Source organism: Radiobacillus deserti, from assembly GCF_007301515.1.
In the GTDB taxonomy this organism is placed as follows: Bacteria; Bacillota; Bacilli; order Bacillales; family Amphibacillaceae; genus Radiobacillus; species Radiobacillus deserti.
In genome coordinates this window covers 1,438,613-1,457,667 of record NZ_CP041666.1, presented here as the reverse complement: position 1 = coordinate 1,457,667, position 19,055 = coordinate 1,438,613, and the positions used below count along the sequence as shown (strand labels likewise).

The window sequence follows — 19,055 nt, the reverse complement described above, 5'->3', positions numbered from 1 at the left end:
TGATTAACCCACCTTTCCTATTAGGTAAACAACTGTAAAGATGAATACCCAGACCACGTCTATAAAGTGCCAGTAAAGGCTAGCAATATAAAACTTAGGAGCATTGTAAAGATTTAATCCGCGTTTTGCATTTCGTACCATTAAGGTTGTAATCCATAGTAAACCGAAAGCAACGTGTCCACCGTGGAATCCAACTAATGTATAGAAAGCTGATCCAAACGCAGAAGAACGGAAAGTGAAGTCTTCCCCGTGAATATAGTGATAAAACTCATAAAGCTCACAGCCTAAGAATCCTAGTCCTAATAGAACGGTAATTCCTAACCATAGCTGCATTTTTCCAAAATCATTATTTTTCATGTGGTACATGGCGTACACACTAGTAAGCGAGCTTGTTAAAAGCAGCATTGTCATAATGAAAACTAATTCTAAACCGAATAGTTCCTCAGCTGTTGGGCCACTTCCATTTGAACCTTTTAATGCCAGGTAAGTTCCGAAAAGACTTGCGAATAATACAGTCTCTCCGCCAAGGAAGAACCAAAATCCTAAAAACTTGTTTTTTCCTTCAAGGGTGGCTTTTTCTGGATTCTCTGGCATCACTTCTGGATTTAAAGAGTGATCGTGACTCATTATTTAGCCCCCTTTTCAAGATCTTCTTTATGAATATGGTAACCTAAATCATCTTTTACAGAACGAACAAACATTGCTCCTAGCGCAATACCCATACCTACAAATACTGCAGTTAACCAGCTTAAGTCATCCACTTGATAGATAAAGCCAAATCCTGCAATAAAGAAGCCTAAAGACATAACGAAAGGCAAAATGGAATTGTTCGGCATATGAATGTCGCCAAGTGGTTCTGCTGGCGTCATCTCTTTACGGCCTTCTGTTTTTTCTACCCATAAAGGATCTAATCCTCGTACAAGTGGAAGTTGTTTAAAGTTATAGTGCTCTGGTGGAGATGGAATGGACCATTCTAATGTACGACCATCCCAAGGGTCTCCTGCTACTTCTTGTTTCTTCACAGAAGTTGAAATGACGTTAATTAAGAACACAATCGTTCCTGCTGCCATAAAGAAAGCACCAATTGTACTAATTAAGTTACCAGTATCTAACCCTTGGTCAGGTAAGAAAACCCAGTAACGACGTGGCATACCCATTAGTCCAAGGAAATGTTGGATAAAGAATGTTAAATGGAAGCCTATAAAGAATAACCAGAACGTTAATTTACCAAGCTTTTCATTTAATATTTTACCAAACATTTTTGGCCACCAATAGTGAAGGGCCGCAAAGATACCAAACACGACTCCACCTACGATTACGTAGTGGAAGTGAGCAACAACAAAGTAAGAATCATGGTATTGATAATCGGCCGCAGCAGCAGCTAACATGACCCCAGTCGTACCACCAATCGTAAACGTAGGTAAAAATCCTAATGACCATAACATGGCAGAATTCACTGTAATATTTCCACCCCATAATGTTAAGAGCCAGTTAAAGATTTTAATACCAGTTGGTACAGCAATGGCCATTGTTGCTACAGCAAAAATAGAGTTTGCTGCTGGTCCAAGACCCACTGTAAACATGTGGTGAGCCCATACCATGAAACCTAAAAACCCAATTAGAACTGTCGCGAATACCATTGCTGTATAACCGAATAAACGTTTTTTAGCAAAGGTAGACATGACTTCACTAAATACCCCGAAGACTGGAAGTATTAAAATGTACACTTCTGGGTGACCGAAAATCCAGAACAGGTGCTCCCAAATAACAGAGTTTCCACCCATTGTTGGATCAAAGAACCCAGAACCAAACATACGGTCAAACATAAGTAAGAAAAGTCCTACTGTTAAAGCAGGGAACGCGAACAAGATTAAAACACTTGTTACGAAAATAGTCCAAGTAAACAATGGCATGCGCATGTATGTCATTCCGGGTGCACGCATATTAATGATGGTTACTAGGAAGTTAATCCCCCCCATTAATGTACCCGCACCAGAAATTTGTAGACCGAGTATGTAGAAATCTACACCGTGGCCTGGTGAGGTGGTTGAAAGTGGTGCATACGCTGTCCAACCAGCATCTGGAGCTCCACCAAGGAACCAGCTTGCATTTAATAATAATCCACCAAATAAAAATAGCCAAAAACCTAAAGAGTTCAAAAACGGAAAGGCAACGTCACGTGCCCCAATTTGTAAAGGAACAACCGCGTTCATCAGTCCGAATATAATAGGCATTGCTGCAAGGAAGATCATTGTCGTTCCATGCATAGTCAAAATTTCATTATAAAAACCTGCGCTAACAAAATCATTTGCTGGTTTTATTAGCTGAATACGTATTAACATAGCTTCAAGTCCGCCAATTAGGAAAAACAAACCTCCAGCGATTAAATACAAGTGTGCAATTTTCTTATGATCGACTGTGGTTATGTAATCCCACAAAAAAGCGCCAAAGCCTTTCTTGTGCGTAACTGCTGTACTCACGCTTATAAACCTCCCTTAACCTGATCCATCCCGTTATTTTTATTCATTGCCAGCACTTTCTGGTGTTATTTCTGAAGGTTGTAATTGTAATAAGTAGTCCGCAATCTTACTTGCTTCCTCTTCTGATAACTTCGGATAGTTTCCAGCCATTTTATTTCCTGGTTTTAATTCATCCGGGTTTAACAACCAATTCACAATAGTTTCTTTATCATGATCTAACACACCAGCAACTCTAGTTCTATCCCCGAAGTTCGTTAAATTTGGACCAACCGCTGCAGGAGAAGAACCAATAGCGTGACAACCTATACAGCTATTTTCTTGGAAGAGCTTCTGACCTTCCTGTGCACTCGCTGTTTCTGGTTGTGCTTCTGGATCAACATTCTTCATGTCTTGAACCCATTGCTCATACTCTTCTGGACTGACAGCTATTACTTTGAAATCCATTAAAGAGTGTGAAGGTCCACAAAGCTCAGCACATTTACCCCAGTAAACGCCCTCTTCATATGCTTCAATGTACATCGTATTTTCATTCTCTGGATTTGCATCCATCTTACCTGAAATAGAAGGAACCCAGAAAGAGTGAATAACGTCACTAGACTTAAGATTTAAATACACTCTAGTATCTGTCGGAATATATAAGTCCTGACTAGTTTGGATTTCCTCTTTATTGTAACTGAAGTGCCACCAGTACTGGTTACCAGTTACATTGATATTGATAGAATCCTTCGCTTTTGAATCATCGGCTAGATCAAAAGTAGCTGTAACAGTTGGAACTGCAATAATTATCAATAAGATAATAGGAATAACAGTCCAAATGACTTCAAGTGCTTTATTCCCCTCTGTTTGCTTCGGAATAAAATCTTCCTGACCCTTTTTCTTTCTAAATTTCACAAGTACCATGGTGTAAACAATCATAACCACCAAAATCACGAATATCATGACAGCTAATGAAATGATAATCAGATTTAAAGATACTTCTGCTCCATACCCTTCAGGAACAAATGCGGTAAGATTTTCTTTTCCACATCCTGAAAGTACAAGTAAAAGTGAGCTAAATAAAAACAGAGCTCGGAACTTTCCCATCCAACCTTTCATGAAAATGATACCTCTCTTTCTTTCTCTTCATGCTTCAATTTTATTATAAATTAGAATATCGAAATAAGTACTCTAATTTCTAAACTAAAAAAGTGTACTAGGTACAGTTACAATAATCATGGTTAAAAAGAATATAGTTAGGTAACTTAGAGAGTACACAAACATTCGATTTGCCCATTTTAAATCATTTCCTGTCTTAAACCCACTTATACCTAAGGCTAGCCATCCTACATTTAATACAGTGGCTATGACAAGGAATACCGTTCCTAGCGAAAATAACAAATACGGTAGCGGCAATAGACATGCTACGTAAACTAATATTTGTCTTTTGGTAATCGCAAAGCCATGTACTACTGGTAGCATCGGAACTCCTGCAGCCTTGTATTCTTTGCATTTTTTCATTGCAAGTGCAAGAAAATGTGGGGTCTGCCAAATAAACATAATAACAAAAATAATAATTGCTGCAACATGGAGATTAGGATCCACAGCGGCCCACCCAATTAGTGGAGGAACTGCACCAGACAAACTCCCAATAGCGGTATTAATGGTATATTTTCGCTTAGACCACATGGTATATAAGACAACGTAAGCGAACCAACCAAATGCACCAAATAATGCCGCTTGTACAGTTGTAAAGCTGAGAAGAAGAACCCCTAAAACGGAAAAACCAATTCCTACACTCAATATTACTTTAAGGGGAATCGTGCCTGTAACCGTTGGTCTTGATTTGGTTCTTTTCATAATATGGTCGATATCTCGATCGTAATAATTATTAATCACACAGCCTCCTGCAATAACAAACCCTGTACCAACCATCGTTAATAATAAAGTTACCCAGTGATCGGCAAAAGAAGCATTATTGTAGAAGAGAGCTACCCAAAATCCTGCAAAGGCTGTCATGAGATTAGAATTAATAATTCCTACTTTTATGAGAGCCATAAAATCTGACCATAAGGTAGATTCCTTTTGATTATCTGATTGACTGATTACTTGAGTAGAAGAAACTTCCACCTTATCCATTTTACAACCCTCCTTCCGAGTTGCACAACCATTACTTCCAAAAAAAGAAAAACGTTTTCTTTCTTCAGTTTCTTTTAGTAAATGAAAGCTTAGGCACATACAAGCTCATTGTACCACGTATTCCTTTTGGATTCTATTTGACTTACTCATCTTCACAAATTTGACAATATTGTGACCGACGCTCAAAAAAATAGATTGACTTTATGCTTTTTTCTCCTAAGCTGTTTGAACAATAAAAGTAAAAGAAAAGGCTATAAAAGCCTTTCTAAACAGTTGTTTCTCTATTTGATTGAAGTTTAAAAAAGGTAAATAATAGGCTTCTTCTATTTCCCTTATTTATTTCTAGCAAACAAACTTCGACAATGCAAGTGTTTTTGAACAATTTTATTAGTGAAAAAATAGGGTAAACATGGTACTATTGCTCATGTATGTTTGAAGTACAAGATACAAAGATGAATAAATAATTTGTCACATTAAAGCAGGGTGAACATATGATAAAATTTTTGAGAAAACTATCGATAGTGGCCACCATCATCATGATTCTAGTATTAGTTGGCGGCTCACTTGTCACAAAGACAGATTCGGGTATGGGATGTGGTGCCAACTGGCCTAACTGTGAAGGTGCATTTTCTCCACAGCTCATTATTGAATTAAGCCATCGACTTGTATCAGGTTTGGCTGGCGTCGTCGTCCTTTTACTATCTGTTCTATCATGGAAATATTACGGAGCTATCAGAGAAGTTAAATTTCTAGCGTTCACTTCTTCCTTCTTTTTAATCATTCAAGCTTTGATCGGAGCTGCGGCAGTATTGTGGCCTCAATCAGACTTTGTAATGGCAACCCATTTTGGCATATCCTTAATATCTTTTGCAGCCGTTCTATTATTAACACTGTTAATATTTGAAATTGATCATAAGTTTGATACTAAGTCCTTATTTATTGAGAAACGTTTCCGAAAGCATTTGTATTGGTTTACGGTGTATATTCTATTTGTTGTTTACACAGGAGCACTAGTCCGACATGCAGATTCTAGTTTAGCCTGTACGAGCTGGCCATTTTGTGTTAACAGTAAACCATTTGTATTAAATTTCCATTTCGGACAATGGATCCAAATGGGGCATCGATTAACTGCGGGAATTGCATTTATTTGGACCATCATCCTTTATTTCCAAGTACGCAAGCATTATCGACATAGTAAAGTAATGTACTGGGGTTGGACCATAGGGTTAACACTAATGATAGTCCAAGTCACCTTGGGTGCATTTGTTATTTTAACTTTCGTGAATTTAGGAATTGCCCTAACCCATGCCTTAGTTATTTCGATTTTCTGTGGTTTACTAAGCTACTTCTTATTATTGGCTTCTAGGAGTGCCGCCTCTGAAAAAGTACAATCCAATCAACAACTTCATATTAAATAACAAGAAGAGCTCCCTACCGTTTGGTAAAGAGCTCTTCTTGTTTTTTAATGGTGAAGACTTCTTCTTTGTCTTGCAGCTTCTTTATTAAACACTCTCGGATCATCAAAAGGTTTTTCGACATCTTTTGAAACTAGTATTTCTTTTGCACGAACTTTCTTTGCAATATTATTTAATATTCCCATAGCTATCATCAAAGTAAGTAATGAAGAACCTCCAGAACTAATAAACGGTAAAGGTACCCCTGTTATCGGAAGAATTCCACTAATTGCGCCTAAATTAATAAAGGTTTGAATACCTATCCAAGAAGAAATTCCAATCGCAACAAGAGAGCCAAAGCTATCATCGCATAATCGGGCAATATAAATGCCACGTAAGACGATGGTGGCTAATAAACCAATGACAATTATCACACCTATAAATCCCAATTCTTCAGCAATGACTGCCATAATAAAGTCGGTATGTGGTTCCTGTAGGTAGCCTAGCTTTTGAACCCCTTGTCCTAATCCTTCCCCTGTAATCCCACCAGTACCAATAGCCACGTAAGATTGAATGAGATGATATCCGTCTGTTTTCGGAGTCTCAAAAGGAAGATAAGCACCTGTAAACCTTGCAATTCTTTCTTTGGTAACCATTTGGGTAGCTGCCAACGCTAAAAAACCTACTCCTGTGGCAATCAGAATTGAAAGATGCTTAAATCGAATACCTGAACTAAATATGACCGAGCAAGCAATCAAAAACACAATCGAGGCAGTACCGATATCTGGTTGTAAAAGAATCAACCCAAGAATAATCCCCGTCATGATAAGCGGTGGTAAAACTCCTTTACTAAAGTCTGAAATATAGTCTTGTTTTTTCGAATAAACAGATGCTAAGTATAATATGATTCCTAATTTCGCAAATTCAGAAGGCTGAAATTGGAAAGGTCCGATACTTAACCAAGACTGTGAATTATTGACGTCTTCCCCGAAGACCAAAACGGCAACTAGTAATAGAATAATTCCTAAAACCATACTCTTCATAAGTTTTTGAAGATGTTTATAATTAAAAAAAGACATAATTGTGAAAGGAATTAAGCCTATTAAAAACCATTGAAGTTGCTTAAGCATAAAGTGGTTGCTAGGAACATCATATTTGATGACTGCAACTACCATACTAGCGCTATATATCATAACAACTCCAAATGCTGTTAGAATCAAAGGAGTAATGATAAGGGTAAAATCAAAATCTTTCCATCTATGTTTCATGCCATGCGTACTCCTTTAGTTATGATCAATACTATAATATATCTAATATATCATACTCTAGTAAGATTCTTAACAGAAATCATAAGGTACTTTTCCTTAAAAAAAGACATAAAAAAACCTTGCCGTTTGTCCGCCAAGGTTTATCCATTAGAGCATTATCATTTTTGAGCCGCTTGGGCAGCTTCATGTAAAACGTTTAGTTCCCTTTCTAGATTCTCTAATAGAGATTTTCCGTCCTGCTCTGAAACTAAATTTAATCGAACTGCAAAATCAATCTCTCTAGAAAGACCAAACATTTGTGTATCTAAAACCTCTTCATATAAAGGGCACTGCGGCATCGTAAGATTGTCCATTTGTACTTTAATAAGTTGTAAAATTTTATCAGCATCGGCCTCTAGAAGGGCGTAGGCTTTTTCACGATCACTAATAGCCACCTCTGGAATCACAAAATCCCCTCCTAATATAAGACTTTCTTCTATTTATATTAGCTGTAGTAACAAAAAAATGCAAGAATGTAATGAAAAGTTCCAAATTATTCTACTCTATATTCTCTCTAAAGCATTAACGAATGAAATTGTACTTCATATTTGTTATTCTTTATAGAGATTACTTAATGAAGAAAGGTTGTTCCCGTATGATAGTAGAGATTGAAGGAAAAGTAAAATATCCCATTACATTAGACCCTACTGTTTGGATATTTGATGACAGAAAAATTGAGTTAGAACAAGCGTTTAAACCAGATTTATCCCAAGAAAATACAGCAGATGAACTTGAAATAGCATCTACTCGCTTTGACCGAGAGGTTTATCAAGAAAAGGTAAAACCACCTGTTCATCGGACTGTTGCAAAACATAACCGAAAGGATTTACTTAAGAAATCTTACGTTATGCCAATTCTGGACTTTTTAAACACAGCAGAGATTGAATCCGACGCAACTCGTGTTGAATTGGTTACAAAAAATGGAAAGGAATCCATAAGTATCGACCAGTTGAAAAACAGCTTCCTTCTTTTCTCTAATGAAGGGAAACCTTTAACAGAAGACGGTCCCATACATCTATATTTTAAAGATGGTTCTAATCAGAAATATCCAATCAAAGGGATTACTCGAATCATCCTTACGTAATCCTAGTGAACCACATGCATAAATAAATGGTTTCATCAAAAACTAGTCATACAGAGACTATGTGTAAAAGGCTAGGAGGAAACTACATGATGAAAACATACCTTGCAATTGTGGGGTGCTTAGTTTCAATGTCATTAGTTGGGTGCCAACAACAAAATGAGGAAAGCTTACCTCAAGAAGAAAATAAAAACCCAACCATTCAAGTAAAAGATTCAGACCCTCAACAAAGAGAAGACCTTACCAATAGTGAAGTGGCCAACCACTTGGCAAATGTTGCAAGTGAAGTTCCAAATGTTTACCATGCAACAGCAGTGGTGGCTGGTCCTTACGCAGTAGTTGGAATCGATGTTGATAAAGACCTCGATCGTTCTCGAGTCGGTACGATTAAATACTCTGTAACAGAAGCCCTTCAACATGACCCTTATGGGAAAAACGCGGTCGTTATTGCAGATGCGGACGGCACAGAAAGACTGAAAGATTTAGCAAGAAAGGTACAAGAAGGTCACCCTTTTCAAGGAATTGTAGATGAACTTTCTGCCGTTGTTGGAAGATACATGCCGGAATTTCCAATTAATGAAGACCAACCAAGTGAACCTAATGAAAATAAAGAAGTAATTCCGAAGGACGAACAGAAAAAGTTAGACAACGTGGAAGAGAGAACAATCAAACAATCACATGGATTAACGAAAAACCAAGGTTTCCGTTTAGAAACCTTGGTTTTTGTTCTGATGCCATTTAACATTATTGTCGTATTTTTTTGTTTTCTTTCATTTCATTATAATATTGAACACCAAATTGAGAACCTTCTGATACCATTTTAGCATTTTCCGGCTGACCGAGTTCTGGCATTCCTGCCTTTTCTATAGAGGATCGATTGTTGGAGTTTTCATTCATTATCGTTTGTTTAGCTTGTTTAAGCTTGTCCATCAGCATCGAGCGATTTTCTTTTTTACGAAGAAAGTAACTAGCTCCTAAACTAATCGCACTAGCTGCAGTTGATACTACCCATCTTTTTTTCATTTTTCAACACCCTTTCTTTCGTTCTTATTCGTCCATTCCCTCTTTATTCGGAATTAAAACTCTTTCCAGCGGTTCTCCAAAGAGAGAGATTTGTGTTAGAATGAGACACATAAGGATATAGAGGTGATGGAAATGCGTGTGAAATGTGTACTATGTGATTCGATTGAAAAGATCGATAGCAATTCTTTACAAGCAAAACGACTAAGAAACCGCCGAATTCATATGTATATATGCGAACCATGTTATGATCGTGTTGGAGAAAATACCAAAAAAAGACACGCGACTGGAAATTTTAAATTATTTAAAGAGAGAAAAGAAGAAGACTCTCTTATTTAGAAAATAAAAAAAGCGACCTTAGTCGCTTTTTTTTGTTTATTCACTTGCTCTTGCCTGTCTAGTACGATGCAATCGATAACGATAAATAGCTAAAACAATCGCAATGATAAATAAGCTTTCCGCCATCGGTAATTTTAACCCAAGAATCGTAATAACAATTGCTCCAATAAGTAAGAAAATATAAACAACAATAGACTTTAACAACGGCAATTTTCTAGCAAATCCTAGCTTATACGTAATAATAGCTAAAATCGTTATTGTTAAGTACAAATAAAAAAAGCCTAGCGTCAAATTAGGTCCATCTTCTCCATTTGCTAACACATTAAATAAGAAATCCACTATCGGTAAATTATTACCTACATCCATAACTGATTGTTCGTTCATTCCTTTTGCATTCCCCTCTACCGAATCTGTCCTCCCTATCATACTAAATAATATACGACCATGCTACTATTCCAAGAGTATTTTATAATAGCTCGTAATGATTTATACTGTTAAATAGAGAATGAGGTGAAATGATGAAAAACATTCAATATCCTATGCTGATTATTGCAATTCTTGTTATTATCTCTTTTAGCCTTGTTGGAGTTGCAATCGGGTATCGAAATTATTGGCTCGCAGGAGCTTGTTTTATTTTGGGTTTTGTTATAATGGGACTCGGACTTCAAAAAAAAAGAAAAGCTACCCACTAGTAGTAACGGGTTCAGTTCTAGGAGAGAAAACAATAAATAACACATCAAATAGGAGTACAAATCGCACAACGTTTTGTACTCCTATTTTTATTGATATAACAACATTCATTAACTTTTAACACCAGAATTCACATTACAAATAACAACCTTTTTAACAACCGTACATAGATTTATGTACCGCTGACAATTAAGGTGCTAAATAGCGTGTTAAAAGCTATGTTATTTTCGTTGCTATTTGCGATGTTAGTTATGACTATTGCCATCTTTAAGAAAGGTTTTCTGGGATTATATGTTAAAATATAGATAAAGGAACAGGATAGGCTCGTTCAACTAACGAAGCAGTTTAGTGATACATCATAAAAATAAAAAAATTAAATTTATAAGAAAGGGTGATGATTTTGCATAGCAAAAGTTTAGAAAAAGGCACTAATGGTAAAGCGTTAGGTTCTTTGCTTATGGGGATTATTGCAATTTTAGGGTTGTTTTTTTTTCAAGGAAGGAACGATTCTTAGCATAGTTGGTTTATTACTTGGTGTAATAGGCTTGAAAGAAATTAAACAGTACGAACAAAAAGGAAGTAAATTAGCGTTAGTTGGCATAGTTTTTAGTTTGATAGGTCTCATAGGTTTCGCTATCTTTATCGTATGGTCTTAATATCATTTCTTATAGTTGAAAAATTGAACTAACGGTGAGCTTTAGTTGAAGAAGAAAGGAAATAATATGATAAAAAACGCTCAGAAAATTTTTGAACTGCACCCCAATTGTTAGACACTCAACAATTGGAGGTGCAGTTTTTTATGGCTAAATTTACTCAAGAAAATAAATTAAATGCAGTTCAAAGATATTTAGAAGGTAATGAGAGTTATCATTCTATTGGAGAATCACTGGGGACGTCTTCAAGTGTGATAATGAACTGGGTGGCACAATATAATCTTCATGGTTTAGAGGGATTATTAAAGAAATCCTATGCAAGTTATTCAGAACAGTTTAAACTAAAAGTGCTTAACTATATGATTGAGCATGGGACGTCACCTAATGAAACAGCCGCGATTTTTAAAATCTCCTCTCCAGGTATGATTAGAAAATGGAGGATCCTTTATGAAAAAGGAGGAGTAGACGCCCTTAAACCGAAGAAAAAGGGGCGTACACTCATGAAAAAAGAAAATAAGAGATACACAAAAACAAGTACCAACTGATAATTCTATTGAAGCTCTCAAAGCTGAAGTAAAACAGCTTCGAATGGAGAATGAGATCTAAAAAAGTTGAACACCTTAGTTCAAAACAAGGAAAAATCACCAAACAAGACAAAGCGAAAATAGTCTATGAACTAAGGAATGACTTCTCGGTGAAAGCACTTATAACGTTGGCAGATGTACCACGTAGTACGTACTACTACTTCGTTAAACAATTAGATCGTCCAGATAAAGATGCAGAACTAAAAATACTTATAAAAGAAATTTATTATGAACACAAAGGACGATATGGTTATCGTCGTATTCGAGATGAGCTTGTGAACCGTGGGTACAAAGTTAATCATAAAAAAGTTCAACGAATCATGAAGGGATTAGGTTTGAAAAGTATGGTTCGTATGAAGAAATATCGTTCTTATAAAGGGAAAGTAGGTAAGACAGCACCAAACATATTGGACCGTAACTTCAAGGCAGAAAAGCCAAAAAAAATGGGTAACAGATATTACTGAGTTTAAATTATTTGGGGAGAAACTCTACCTATCTCCTATTCTTGATTTATTTAATGGTGAAATTATTACTTACACGATTGGTTCAAGACCTACATACTCACTTGTTTCATGTTAGAGAAGTCTTTTGAACGATTAACAGATAAAGATAAGTTAATTCTTCACTCAGATCAAGGATGGCATTACCAAATGAGGCAGTATCGCCACGCCTTAAAGGAGCAAGGGATAACACAAAGTATGTCACGTAAGGGAAACTGTTATGACAACGCAGTGATAGAGAATTTCTTTGGAATTATGAAATCTGAATTTCTATACCTCAATGAATTTGATAGCATTGATCATTTTAAACAAGAACTTGAAGAATACATGAATTACTATAACAACAAACGTATTAAGACAAAATTAAAAGGCAAGAGTCCAGTACAATTCCGAACTCTTGCCCAACAAGCTGCTTAATAAAATTATCTGTCTAACTTTTTGGGGTCACTTCATTTTTCTGAGCGTTTTTACTTGCTGTTTTTACTGTTAATTACAGTTCGGAATGTATGCTAATTATCATGTTATTTCTATTGCTATTTGCTATTTTCTCTCCCAAAACTGAACCCGTTACACTAGTAGCTTTTCTTTTTTTTATTTTAATTCTATGTACGAAGAATAAATTTCTTCATGAATCGTCTGATTAGCAGACAAAATTGTATTATCTTTTAGTAAATCTAAAGGTTGGCCATCCGCTTTAGTAGTTGTGCCTCCAACCTCCTGAACAAGGATAACCCCAGCCGCAATGTCCCACGGAGCTAGCTTCATGGTTACATATCCATCTAGAATACCTTCCGCTAAATATGCAAATTCTAATGCTGCAGATCCATAGGAGCGGGTGCCCCTTACTTTTTTCACAAGCTCTTGCATCTTTTTCTCATTCACCGCTCGATTCTCACACGTCCAAAAACTATTCAAAGCGAGAATCGATTCTTCAAGGCGTTTATTTTCTAATGCTGGGAGCTTTACTCCATTCTTGTACGCTCCTTCTCCTCTTTTAGCAGAATATAGAATATCGTCCATTACATCATAAATAAGCCCTATCTCGCCTATTCCATCCACATAAATACCGATTGAAATCGCGAAATTACGTTTCTGATGGACGAAATTCATCGTTCCATCTATTGGATCAATAATCCAAACAACACCGTCCATAGTATTCAGCTTATCTCCAAATCCCTCTTCACTTATTAAATGATGATGAGCATACTTCCCTTTAATCTTTTCCACAAAAAATTTCTCTGTATTCTTGTCCATCTGTGTTACTAAATCATTTGGGTTCGATTTCGTGTCAATCGTTAATGGTTCTCCGATTGATTCTCTAATTCGATCGCCAGCCTCACGAATCCACTCGATTGCTTGATTATATATATCCTGTTTTAAATCAGCATCCATACGCATAGCCTCCATATTATTCATGTCCATATTATTCATATTATCAAACTACAATTTCAGTTGCATCTCCTAGCGATTGAACCATGAATAGTATGCGAGATAACCAGTGAACTATGTGATGAAGACGCAAAAAAATCGAGCCCTAGAGCTCGAGTGGAGTTGATAATTCGATGAGCTGTTTTCGCAGCTCCTTTAAGTTTTGGATTGCCTTCTGTTTTTCCTGTTCATTATTTTCTATCATTGCATCGTGTAATGTAACCAGTTGATAATCAATATCTAATTTAATGCCTGGGAGTTTTTGTTCTGCTTCCCTTTTTCTTAAGGCTTCCATGACATATTTCATGACAACTTATCCCACCTTTGGCGAAAGTTCTTGCCAGCATCCACATCTGGTTCAGTTAGAAACATAATACCCTGAAAATTTTCTGTTTAAACATAAGGCAACTTATTTCCTATTGACATCTAGACTATGTTAGAATTTGGCTAGAACTATCACGGGAAAGAAAAAGGATGATTTGATGATATTTTCAGGGTTTGAAGCAAGAGACTTTGATACATTTTCCATTGAAGGATTAGAAGAACGAATGGAAGCGATTCGTTCTAGAATCCAACCTAAATTTCAAGCAATAAGTGAAGACATCACCGATAATCTCACACAACTTGTGGGGCGCGACATGCACCTTCACATTGCACAACATGCGAGAAGAACCGTTAATCCACCAAAAGATACATGGTCTGCTTATTGCCATAATAAACGAGGGTACAAAAAACACCCTCACTTTCAAATCGGATTATTTGATGACCACGTATTTGTTTGGTTAGCCTATATTTACGAGCTGCCCAATAAGCAAGAAATTGCAACTCAGTTCCTTCATCATTTTGAGGACATATCCACTACGATACCAACGGATTATGTCGTTTCTTTAGACCATATGAAAAAGGAGTCCACAGCCGTTAAAGATTTGGATCTAAAAGCTGCACTTGAACGATTCCAAAAGGTTAAAAAAGCGGAGTTCCTTGTAGGAAAGCATTTTGATAGAAATAGTGACATCATAAAAAATGGAGAGGAATTTATAAAAGAAGTTCAACAGATCTTTTCTACTCTTTCTCCGTTGTACAAGCTTTCCATGCATGATTAAAATAAAAGAACAGATAATGGATGTATGTCTCCATTATCTGTTCTTTTTCATTTGTACGGTTTCTCCTGACTCTAAATCCTTTGCATATTGAACCGTTCGATAACAAGAATAGCCCGAATCTTTCTCGAACTTGCCACACAGCTGTTTTTCCTCGCTTTTGGAAGGTACAATTTGCTTAAATCGAGTGTAGGCGAGCATAAGATCATCTCTTTTTACTGATTGCTCATATGCTTTTTCTATTAAAGAAAAAAAATTCACAACATCAATAATTTCTTGTTTATTCCATGTCTCGTCAATTGGATAACTGTAGTTCACCACTATCTCTCCTTTCGTCTAGATTCATATCTTTTATCAATTCGGTTATTTTAGTAGTAGTAACCGATGTCTAGTTTACCTAAAACTAGCCATTCATCCAAGTTTTTGCTATAATTCTTTTGTTTTAGACTTTATTAAGAGGTGTACAAGCTATGATTTCACAAAATGACACACCATTGTTCACAGGACTACTGAAGCACGTGGCCAAAAATCCAGTACAATTCCATATTCCTGGTCATAAACGAGGAGTTGGAATGAATCCAGATTTTCGTGAATTTATAGGTGAGAATGCATTATCTATCGATTTAATTAATATAGAGCCATTGGATGATTTGCATCATCCAACTGGAATGATTAAACAAGCTCAGGAATTAGCCGCGAAGGCATTCGGAGCTGATTACACGTTTTTTTCTGTACAAGGAACTAGCGGAGCTATTATGACCATGGTTTTAAGTGTATGTGGTCCTGGGGACAAAATAATTGTCCCACGAAACATTCATAAGTCTGTTACAACTGCGCTTATTTTCTCTGGTGCAACCCCTATTTTTGTCCATCCAGAAATAGATAGAGATTTAGGCATTTCGCATGGTATTACACCAGATGCAGTTGAGAATGCCTTAAAAGCGCATCCTGATGCAAAAGCGGTGTTAGTTATTAATCCTACTTATTTTGGGGTTGCTGCAGATTTAAAACATATTGTGGATATTGCACACAATCATGAAGTGCCTGTATTGGTTGACGAAGCGCATGGAGTCCATATTCACTTTCATGACGAGCTTCCAATGTCCGCAATGGCTGCAGGAGCCGATATTGCATCCACAAGTGTTCATAAACTAGGTGGATCTCTTACTCAGAGCTCGGTGTTAAACTTAAGAGAAGGGCTAGTTTCTCATGAAAGAGTACAATCTGTCCTTTCCATGCTAACGACTACTTCCACCTCTTATATATTGCTAGCCTCACTCGATATGGCTAGAAAACACCTAGTTACAGAAGGGAAGGATTTGATAGAGAATACACTACGGCTTGCCGAATCAACCCGAAAGTCGATTAATGAAATTCCACATCTTTACTGTGTTGGGAAAGAGATAATAGGAAGTGACGCTACATATGGCTATGATCCTACCAAGATGATAATTTCTGTAAAAGACTTAGGAATCACGGGCTATGATGTAGAAAAGTGGCTTAGAGCCCAATACAATATCGAAGTAGAACTATCGGACTTGTACAATATTTTATGTATTATCACACCAGGAGATACTAAACGAGATACAGAAATACTTGTCCAAGCTTTAACGCAATTATCGAAGGAATATGAAACGGAGGCTAGACAGAGCGAAGTAAATGTACAAGTTCCAAATATACCTGTATTAGCTCTTTCACCTCGTGATGCATTTTACGCAGAAACAGAATCCATCCCCCTCGTAGAAGCAGACGGCAGAATCAGTGCAGAATCCATTATGGTGTATCCACCTGGTATTCCAATCTTTATTCCCGGTGAAATTATCACAAAGGAAAACATTACGTACGTTCAAAAAAACCTTGAAGCAGGATTACCTGTTCAAGGGCTTGAGGATGAGACATTACAAAACATACAAGTAATTAAAGAGCATCGCGCGTTCCGATAAGAAAAACAGCCACCACATATTAAAATGTCCTTTACAAAAGGTACATATAATCGTGGTGGCTTTTCATTATTGCACAGGAAGAGTTTGAATCAGCTCAGGGTCTACTAATTCGTAGCCTTTTCCTCGTAGCCCTTTTACAATCTCGTCTAACGCTGCTGCTGTCCATTCTCGGTCATGCATAAGTAAATTAGATCCACTTCTTAGAAGCTCTGTGTTTATCATAATGTCAGCAATGGATTCCTCAGTCATATAATTTTGGTCCCAATCATAACCGTACGTCCAATTCATTAAAATCATACCTTGCTCTTTCGCAACTTGTTCCGAGAAGTCTGTATTAATCCCAAATGGTGCTCTAAAAAATTTTGGTTTTTCTCCTGTAATTTCTTCAACCATTTGACTTACCGAAGTAATCTCTTCTTTTTGTTTTTGTTCCGATAGTTCGTCTAACGCTGTATGACTATACGTATGATTTCCAATCTCAAATCCCATATCATAAATTTCTTTTAACTTCTGTTTTTGTTCATTGGTGTCCAGAAAATGTCCGTTTACGAAAAAAATAGCTGGTGCATCTAGTTTTTTCAAAGTGTTTGCCATATCAACCGCGTATTTATCCGGCGCATCATCAATGGTGAGTAGTACGACCTTTTCATTAGTGGCCTCATCTAATGGTCGAATACTCCAATCCTCTGTTACCGAATATTTTGGTTCAGATTGCGTAACAAACGCTGCTTCTTTAGGTGCTTCCTTTTTCTCTACCACTATTTCATTCATTGGAGCATCTTCTTTAACGGTTTTCTTAGTAGCTTCTTCCTTACCTGTATCTTGACAGGCAGTTAATAAAAACAGCAAACAACATCCCAATATAAAAGGTCTCATCTCTGTCATTCCCCCTGATGTATAGCTTTGTCCTACTATCTATTATATATAAAATACTACCATAAGACGGATGAAATAATTTGGAAAACAAAAAAACTCCCTTCGAGAGCAACGAAGAGAGTTTTCTGTGATTATTTTACAATATGAATTGGAGATCCCATAGCAACTTCTGCAGCTTCCATAGTGATTTCTCCTAAAGTTGGGTGTGCGTGGATAGTAAGTGCTAAATCTTCAGCTGTCATTCCTGCCTCAATAGCCAATCCTAGCTCCGCAACCATGTCACTTGCATTTGGTCCGGCAATTTGCGCACCAATTACAAGACCGTCCTCTTTACGAGTGATAAGCTTAACAAACCCATCACTATCATTTAGAGATAGTGCACGACCGTTTGCCGCGAATGGGAATTTTGATGCTTTAATATCAATTCCTGCATCTTTTGCTTCCTGCTCTGTGTATCCAACAGATGCAAGTTCTGGATCAGAGAATACAACAGCAGGAATACCATTGTAATCAATTTCTGATTTTTCTCCAGCAATAGCTTCTGCTGCAATTTTACCTTCATAAGAAGCTTTATGAGCTAGTGGTGGCCCAACAACGATGTCACCAATTGCGTAGATGTTGTCAATGTTGGTACGACATTGCTTATCAATTTTGACTAAGCCTCGCTCGTCTAGTTCAACCCCAGCTTGTTCTAAGCCAATATCGTTCGTGTTTGGACGACGACCTACTGTTACTAAAACGTAATCTGCATCAATGGTTTCCGTTTTACCTTTTACTTCATAAGAAACTTTTACGCCGTCTTTTGTTTCTTCGACACCTTGAGCCATCGCTTCTGTAACGATTTCTACTCCTTTTTTCTTTAAGCGCTTCTTAACAATAGAAGTCATTTGTTTTTCGAAGCCACCTAAAATATCTTTCGTTCCTTCAAGGATGGTAACTTTTGTACCGAAGTTCGCGTATGCAGTACCTAATTCTGTACCAACATACCCTCCACCGATAACAACCATTCTTTCCGGAATTTCTTTTAGATTTAGTGCACCCGTTGAATCTAGAACACGATCAGAAAATTTGAAAGTTGGTAGTTCGATTGGGCGAGATCCTGTTGCAAGAATAACATTCTTAAAAGTGTATGTTTGAGAATTTTTCTCATCCATTACACGTACTGTGTTTTTGTCTACAAAGTACACTTCACCTTTTACGATATCTACTTTGTTTCCTTTTAATAGACCTTCAACACCAGAAGTAAGCTTGTTTACAACGCTGCCCTTCCATTCTTGGACTTTTGCAAAGTCTACACTTACTTTTTCAGATGTAATACCTAATTCTTCTGCACCTTGTGCATGCTCATATCTGTGACCAGCTTGGATTAGCGCTTTAGATGGAATACAACCAACGTTTAAACATACTCCACCCAATGCACCTTTATCTACGATTGTTACTTTTTGACCAGTTTGCGCAGCACGTATTGCAGCAACATATCCCCCTGGCCCTGCACCAACCACAAGAGTGTCTAGTTCGATCGGAAAATCTCCTACTACCATTGTT

General features: G+C 37.0%; 20 protein-coding genes and 2 pseudogenes. 9 read left to right on the top strand and 13 right to left on the bottom strand.

From position 1 onward, the window contains the following. Positions 1–3: 3 nt before the first annotated feature. The 4 genes from FN924_RS07700 to cyoE form a co-directional block, all read right to left on the bottom strand. Positions 4–627, bottom strand: coding sequence for a cytochrome (ubi)quinol oxidase subunit III (locus FN924_RS07700; RefSeq protein WP_143893264.1), 624 nt, complete (start codon positions 625–627; stop codon positions 4–6). After that, positions 627–2,480, bottom strand: coding sequence for a cytochrome c oxidase subunit I (gene ctaD / locus FN924_RS07695; protein WP_143893262.1), 1,854 nt, complete (start codon positions 2,478–2,480; stop codon positions 627–629). Before ctaD ends, FN924_RS07700 begins: the two co-directional genes overlap by 1 nt. Before the next feature lie 39 nt (positions 2,481–2,519). After that, positions 2,520–3,575, bottom strand: a complete 1,056-nt coding sequence (coxB, locus tag FN924_RS07690) for a cytochrome c oxidase subunit II (RefSeq protein WP_143893261.1) — start codon at positions 3,573–3,575, stop codon at positions 2,520–2,522. 84 nt (positions 3,576–3,659) lie between these two features. Beyond that, positions 3,660–4,595 (bottom strand): heme o synthase, encoded by a 936-nt coding sequence (gene cyoE, locus FN924_RS07685; protein ID WP_143893259.1) that lies wholly within the window; start codon positions 4,593–4,595, stop codon positions 3,660–3,662. Between the two features lie 491 nt (positions 4,596–5,086). Here cyoE and FN924_RS07680 point away from each other — a divergent pair, with 491 nt between their 5' ends. Continuing rightward, on the top strand, positions 5,087–6,013 hold the full coding sequence (locus tag FN924_RS07680; protein WP_143893257.1) for a COX15/CtaA family protein: 927 nt from the start codon (positions 5,087–5,089) through the stop codon (positions 6,011–6,013). 44 nt (positions 6,014–6,057) lie between these two features. On the opposite strand, the gene ftsW is transcribed toward FN924_RS07680, so the two are convergent. Both ftsW and FN924_RS07670 read right to left on the bottom strand, forming a co-directional pair. Beyond that, entirely contained in the window at positions 6,058–7,257 is a 1,200-nt protein-coding gene (ftsW, locus tag FN924_RS07675) for a putative lipid II flippase FtsW (protein ID WP_143893255.1), read from the bottom strand. A 158-nt stretch (positions 7,258–7,415) separates the two neighbouring features. Further along, a complete protein-coding gene (locus FN924_RS07670; RefSeq protein WP_143893253.1) occupies positions 7,416–7,703 on the bottom strand; it encodes an Fpa/YlaN family protein in 288 nt (95 codons plus the stop codon). A gap of 188 nt (positions 7,704–7,891) precedes the next feature. Here FN924_RS07670 and FN924_RS07665 point away from each other — a divergent pair, with 188 nt between their 5' ends. Then, positions 7,892–8,380 (top strand): hypothetical protein, encoded by a 489-nt coding sequence (locus FN924_RS07665; RefSeq protein WP_143893251.1) that lies wholly within the window; start codon positions 7,892–7,894, stop codon positions 8,378–8,380. An 86-nt stretch (positions 8,381–8,466) separates the two neighbouring features. Beyond that, positions 8,467–9,201, top strand: coding sequence for a YhcN/YlaJ family sporulation lipoprotein (locus FN924_RS07660; RefSeq protein WP_228409624.1), 735 nt, complete (start codon positions 8,467–8,469; stop codon positions 9,199–9,201). On the opposite strand, the gene FN924_RS07655 is transcribed toward FN924_RS07660, so the two are convergent. Continuing rightward, positions 9,122–9,400 (bottom strand): hypothetical protein, encoded by a 279-nt coding sequence (locus FN924_RS07655; RefSeq protein ID WP_143893249.1) that lies wholly within the window; start codon positions 9,398–9,400, stop codon positions 9,122–9,124. The genes FN924_RS07660 and FN924_RS07655 overlap by 80 nt on opposite strands. A 126-nt stretch (positions 9,401–9,526) precedes the next feature. On the opposite strand from FN924_RS07655, the gene FN924_RS07650 reads away from it, so the two are divergent. Next, positions 9,527–9,736, top strand: a complete 210-nt coding sequence (locus tag FN924_RS07650) for a YlaI family protein (protein ID WP_407692010.1) — start codon at positions 9,527–9,529, stop codon at positions 9,734–9,736. A gap of 36 nt (positions 9,737–9,772) precedes the next feature. Here FN924_RS07650 and FN924_RS07645 read toward each other — a convergent pair whose 3' ends face one another. After that, complete coding sequence (locus FN924_RS07645; protein WP_143893244.1) at positions 9,773–10,120, bottom strand: YlaH-like family protein; 348 nt, start codon at positions 10,118–10,120, stop codon at positions 9,773–9,775. Between the two features lie 134 nt (positions 10,121–10,254). Here FN924_RS07645 and FN924_RS18850 point away from each other — a divergent pair, with 134 nt between their 5' ends. The 3 genes and pseudogenes from FN924_RS18850 (at position 10,255) to FN924_RS07635 (ending at position 12,580) form a co-directional block, all read left to right on the top strand. Beyond that, positions 10,255–10,428: a DUF5325 family protein gene (locus tag FN924_RS18850; RefSeq protein ID WP_158633969.1), complete on the top strand. Its 174-nt coding sequence runs from the start codon at positions 10,255–10,257 to the stop codon at positions 10,426–10,428. 495 nt (positions 10,429–10,923) lie between these two features. Then, a pseudogene (locus tag FN924_RS19855) lies at positions 10,924–11,082 on the top strand (DUF4190 domain-containing protein); the annotation flags it as partial. 143 nt (positions 11,083–11,225) lie between these two features. Then, positions 11,226–12,580, top strand: a pseudogene (locus FN924_RS07635) (IS3 family transposase). Positions 12,581–12,754: 174 nt separating this feature from the next. Here the strand turns inward: FN924_RS07635 and FN924_RS07630 are convergent. Both FN924_RS07630 and FN924_RS07625 read right to left on the bottom strand, forming a co-directional pair. Further along, positions 12,755–13,555: an inositol monophosphatase family protein gene (locus FN924_RS07630; protein WP_143893243.1), complete on the bottom strand. Its 801-nt coding sequence runs from the start codon at positions 13,553–13,555 to the stop codon at positions 12,755–12,757. 142 nt (positions 13,556–13,697) lie between these two features. After that, a complete protein-coding gene (locus FN924_RS07625; RefSeq protein WP_143893241.1) occupies positions 13,698–13,898 on the bottom strand; it encodes a hypothetical protein in 201 nt (66 codons plus the stop codon). Positions 13,899–14,073: 175 nt separating this feature from the next. Between FN924_RS07625 and FN924_RS07620 the strand changes: the two genes are divergently transcribed. After that, entirely contained in the window at positions 14,074–14,694 is a 621-nt protein-coding gene (locus tag FN924_RS07620) for a YktB family protein (RefSeq protein ID WP_143897167.1), read from the top strand. 33 nt (positions 14,695–14,727) lie between these two features. Here FN924_RS07620 and FN924_RS07615 read toward each other — a convergent pair whose 3' ends face one another. Beyond that, on the bottom strand, positions 14,728–15,009 hold the full coding sequence (locus FN924_RS07615) for a UPF0223 family protein (protein WP_143893239.1): 282 nt from the start codon (positions 15,007–15,009) through the stop codon (positions 14,728–14,730). Between the two features lie 155 nt (positions 15,010–15,164). On the opposite strand from FN924_RS07615, the gene FN924_RS07610 reads away from it, so the two are divergent. Continuing rightward, positions 15,165–16,634, top strand: a complete 1,470-nt coding sequence (locus tag FN924_RS07610; protein WP_143897166.1) for an aminotransferase class I/II-fold pyridoxal phosphate-dependent enzyme — start codon at positions 15,165–15,167, stop codon at positions 16,632–16,634. Positions 16,635–16,700: 66 nt separating this feature from the next. On the opposite strand, the gene FN924_RS07605 is transcribed toward FN924_RS07610, so the two are convergent. Next, positions 16,701–17,510, bottom strand: a complete 810-nt coding sequence (locus FN924_RS07605; RefSeq protein ID WP_143897165.1) for a polysaccharide deacetylase family protein — start codon at positions 17,508–17,510, stop codon at positions 16,701–16,703. A 131-nt stretch (positions 17,511–17,641) separates the two neighbouring features. Next, positions 17,642–19,051 (bottom strand): dihydrolipoyl dehydrogenase, encoded by a 1,410-nt coding sequence (lpdA, locus tag FN924_RS07600; RefSeq protein WP_143893238.1) that lies wholly within the window; start codon positions 19,049–19,051, stop codon positions 17,642–17,644. Positions 19,052–19,055 lie beyond the last annotated feature (4 nt).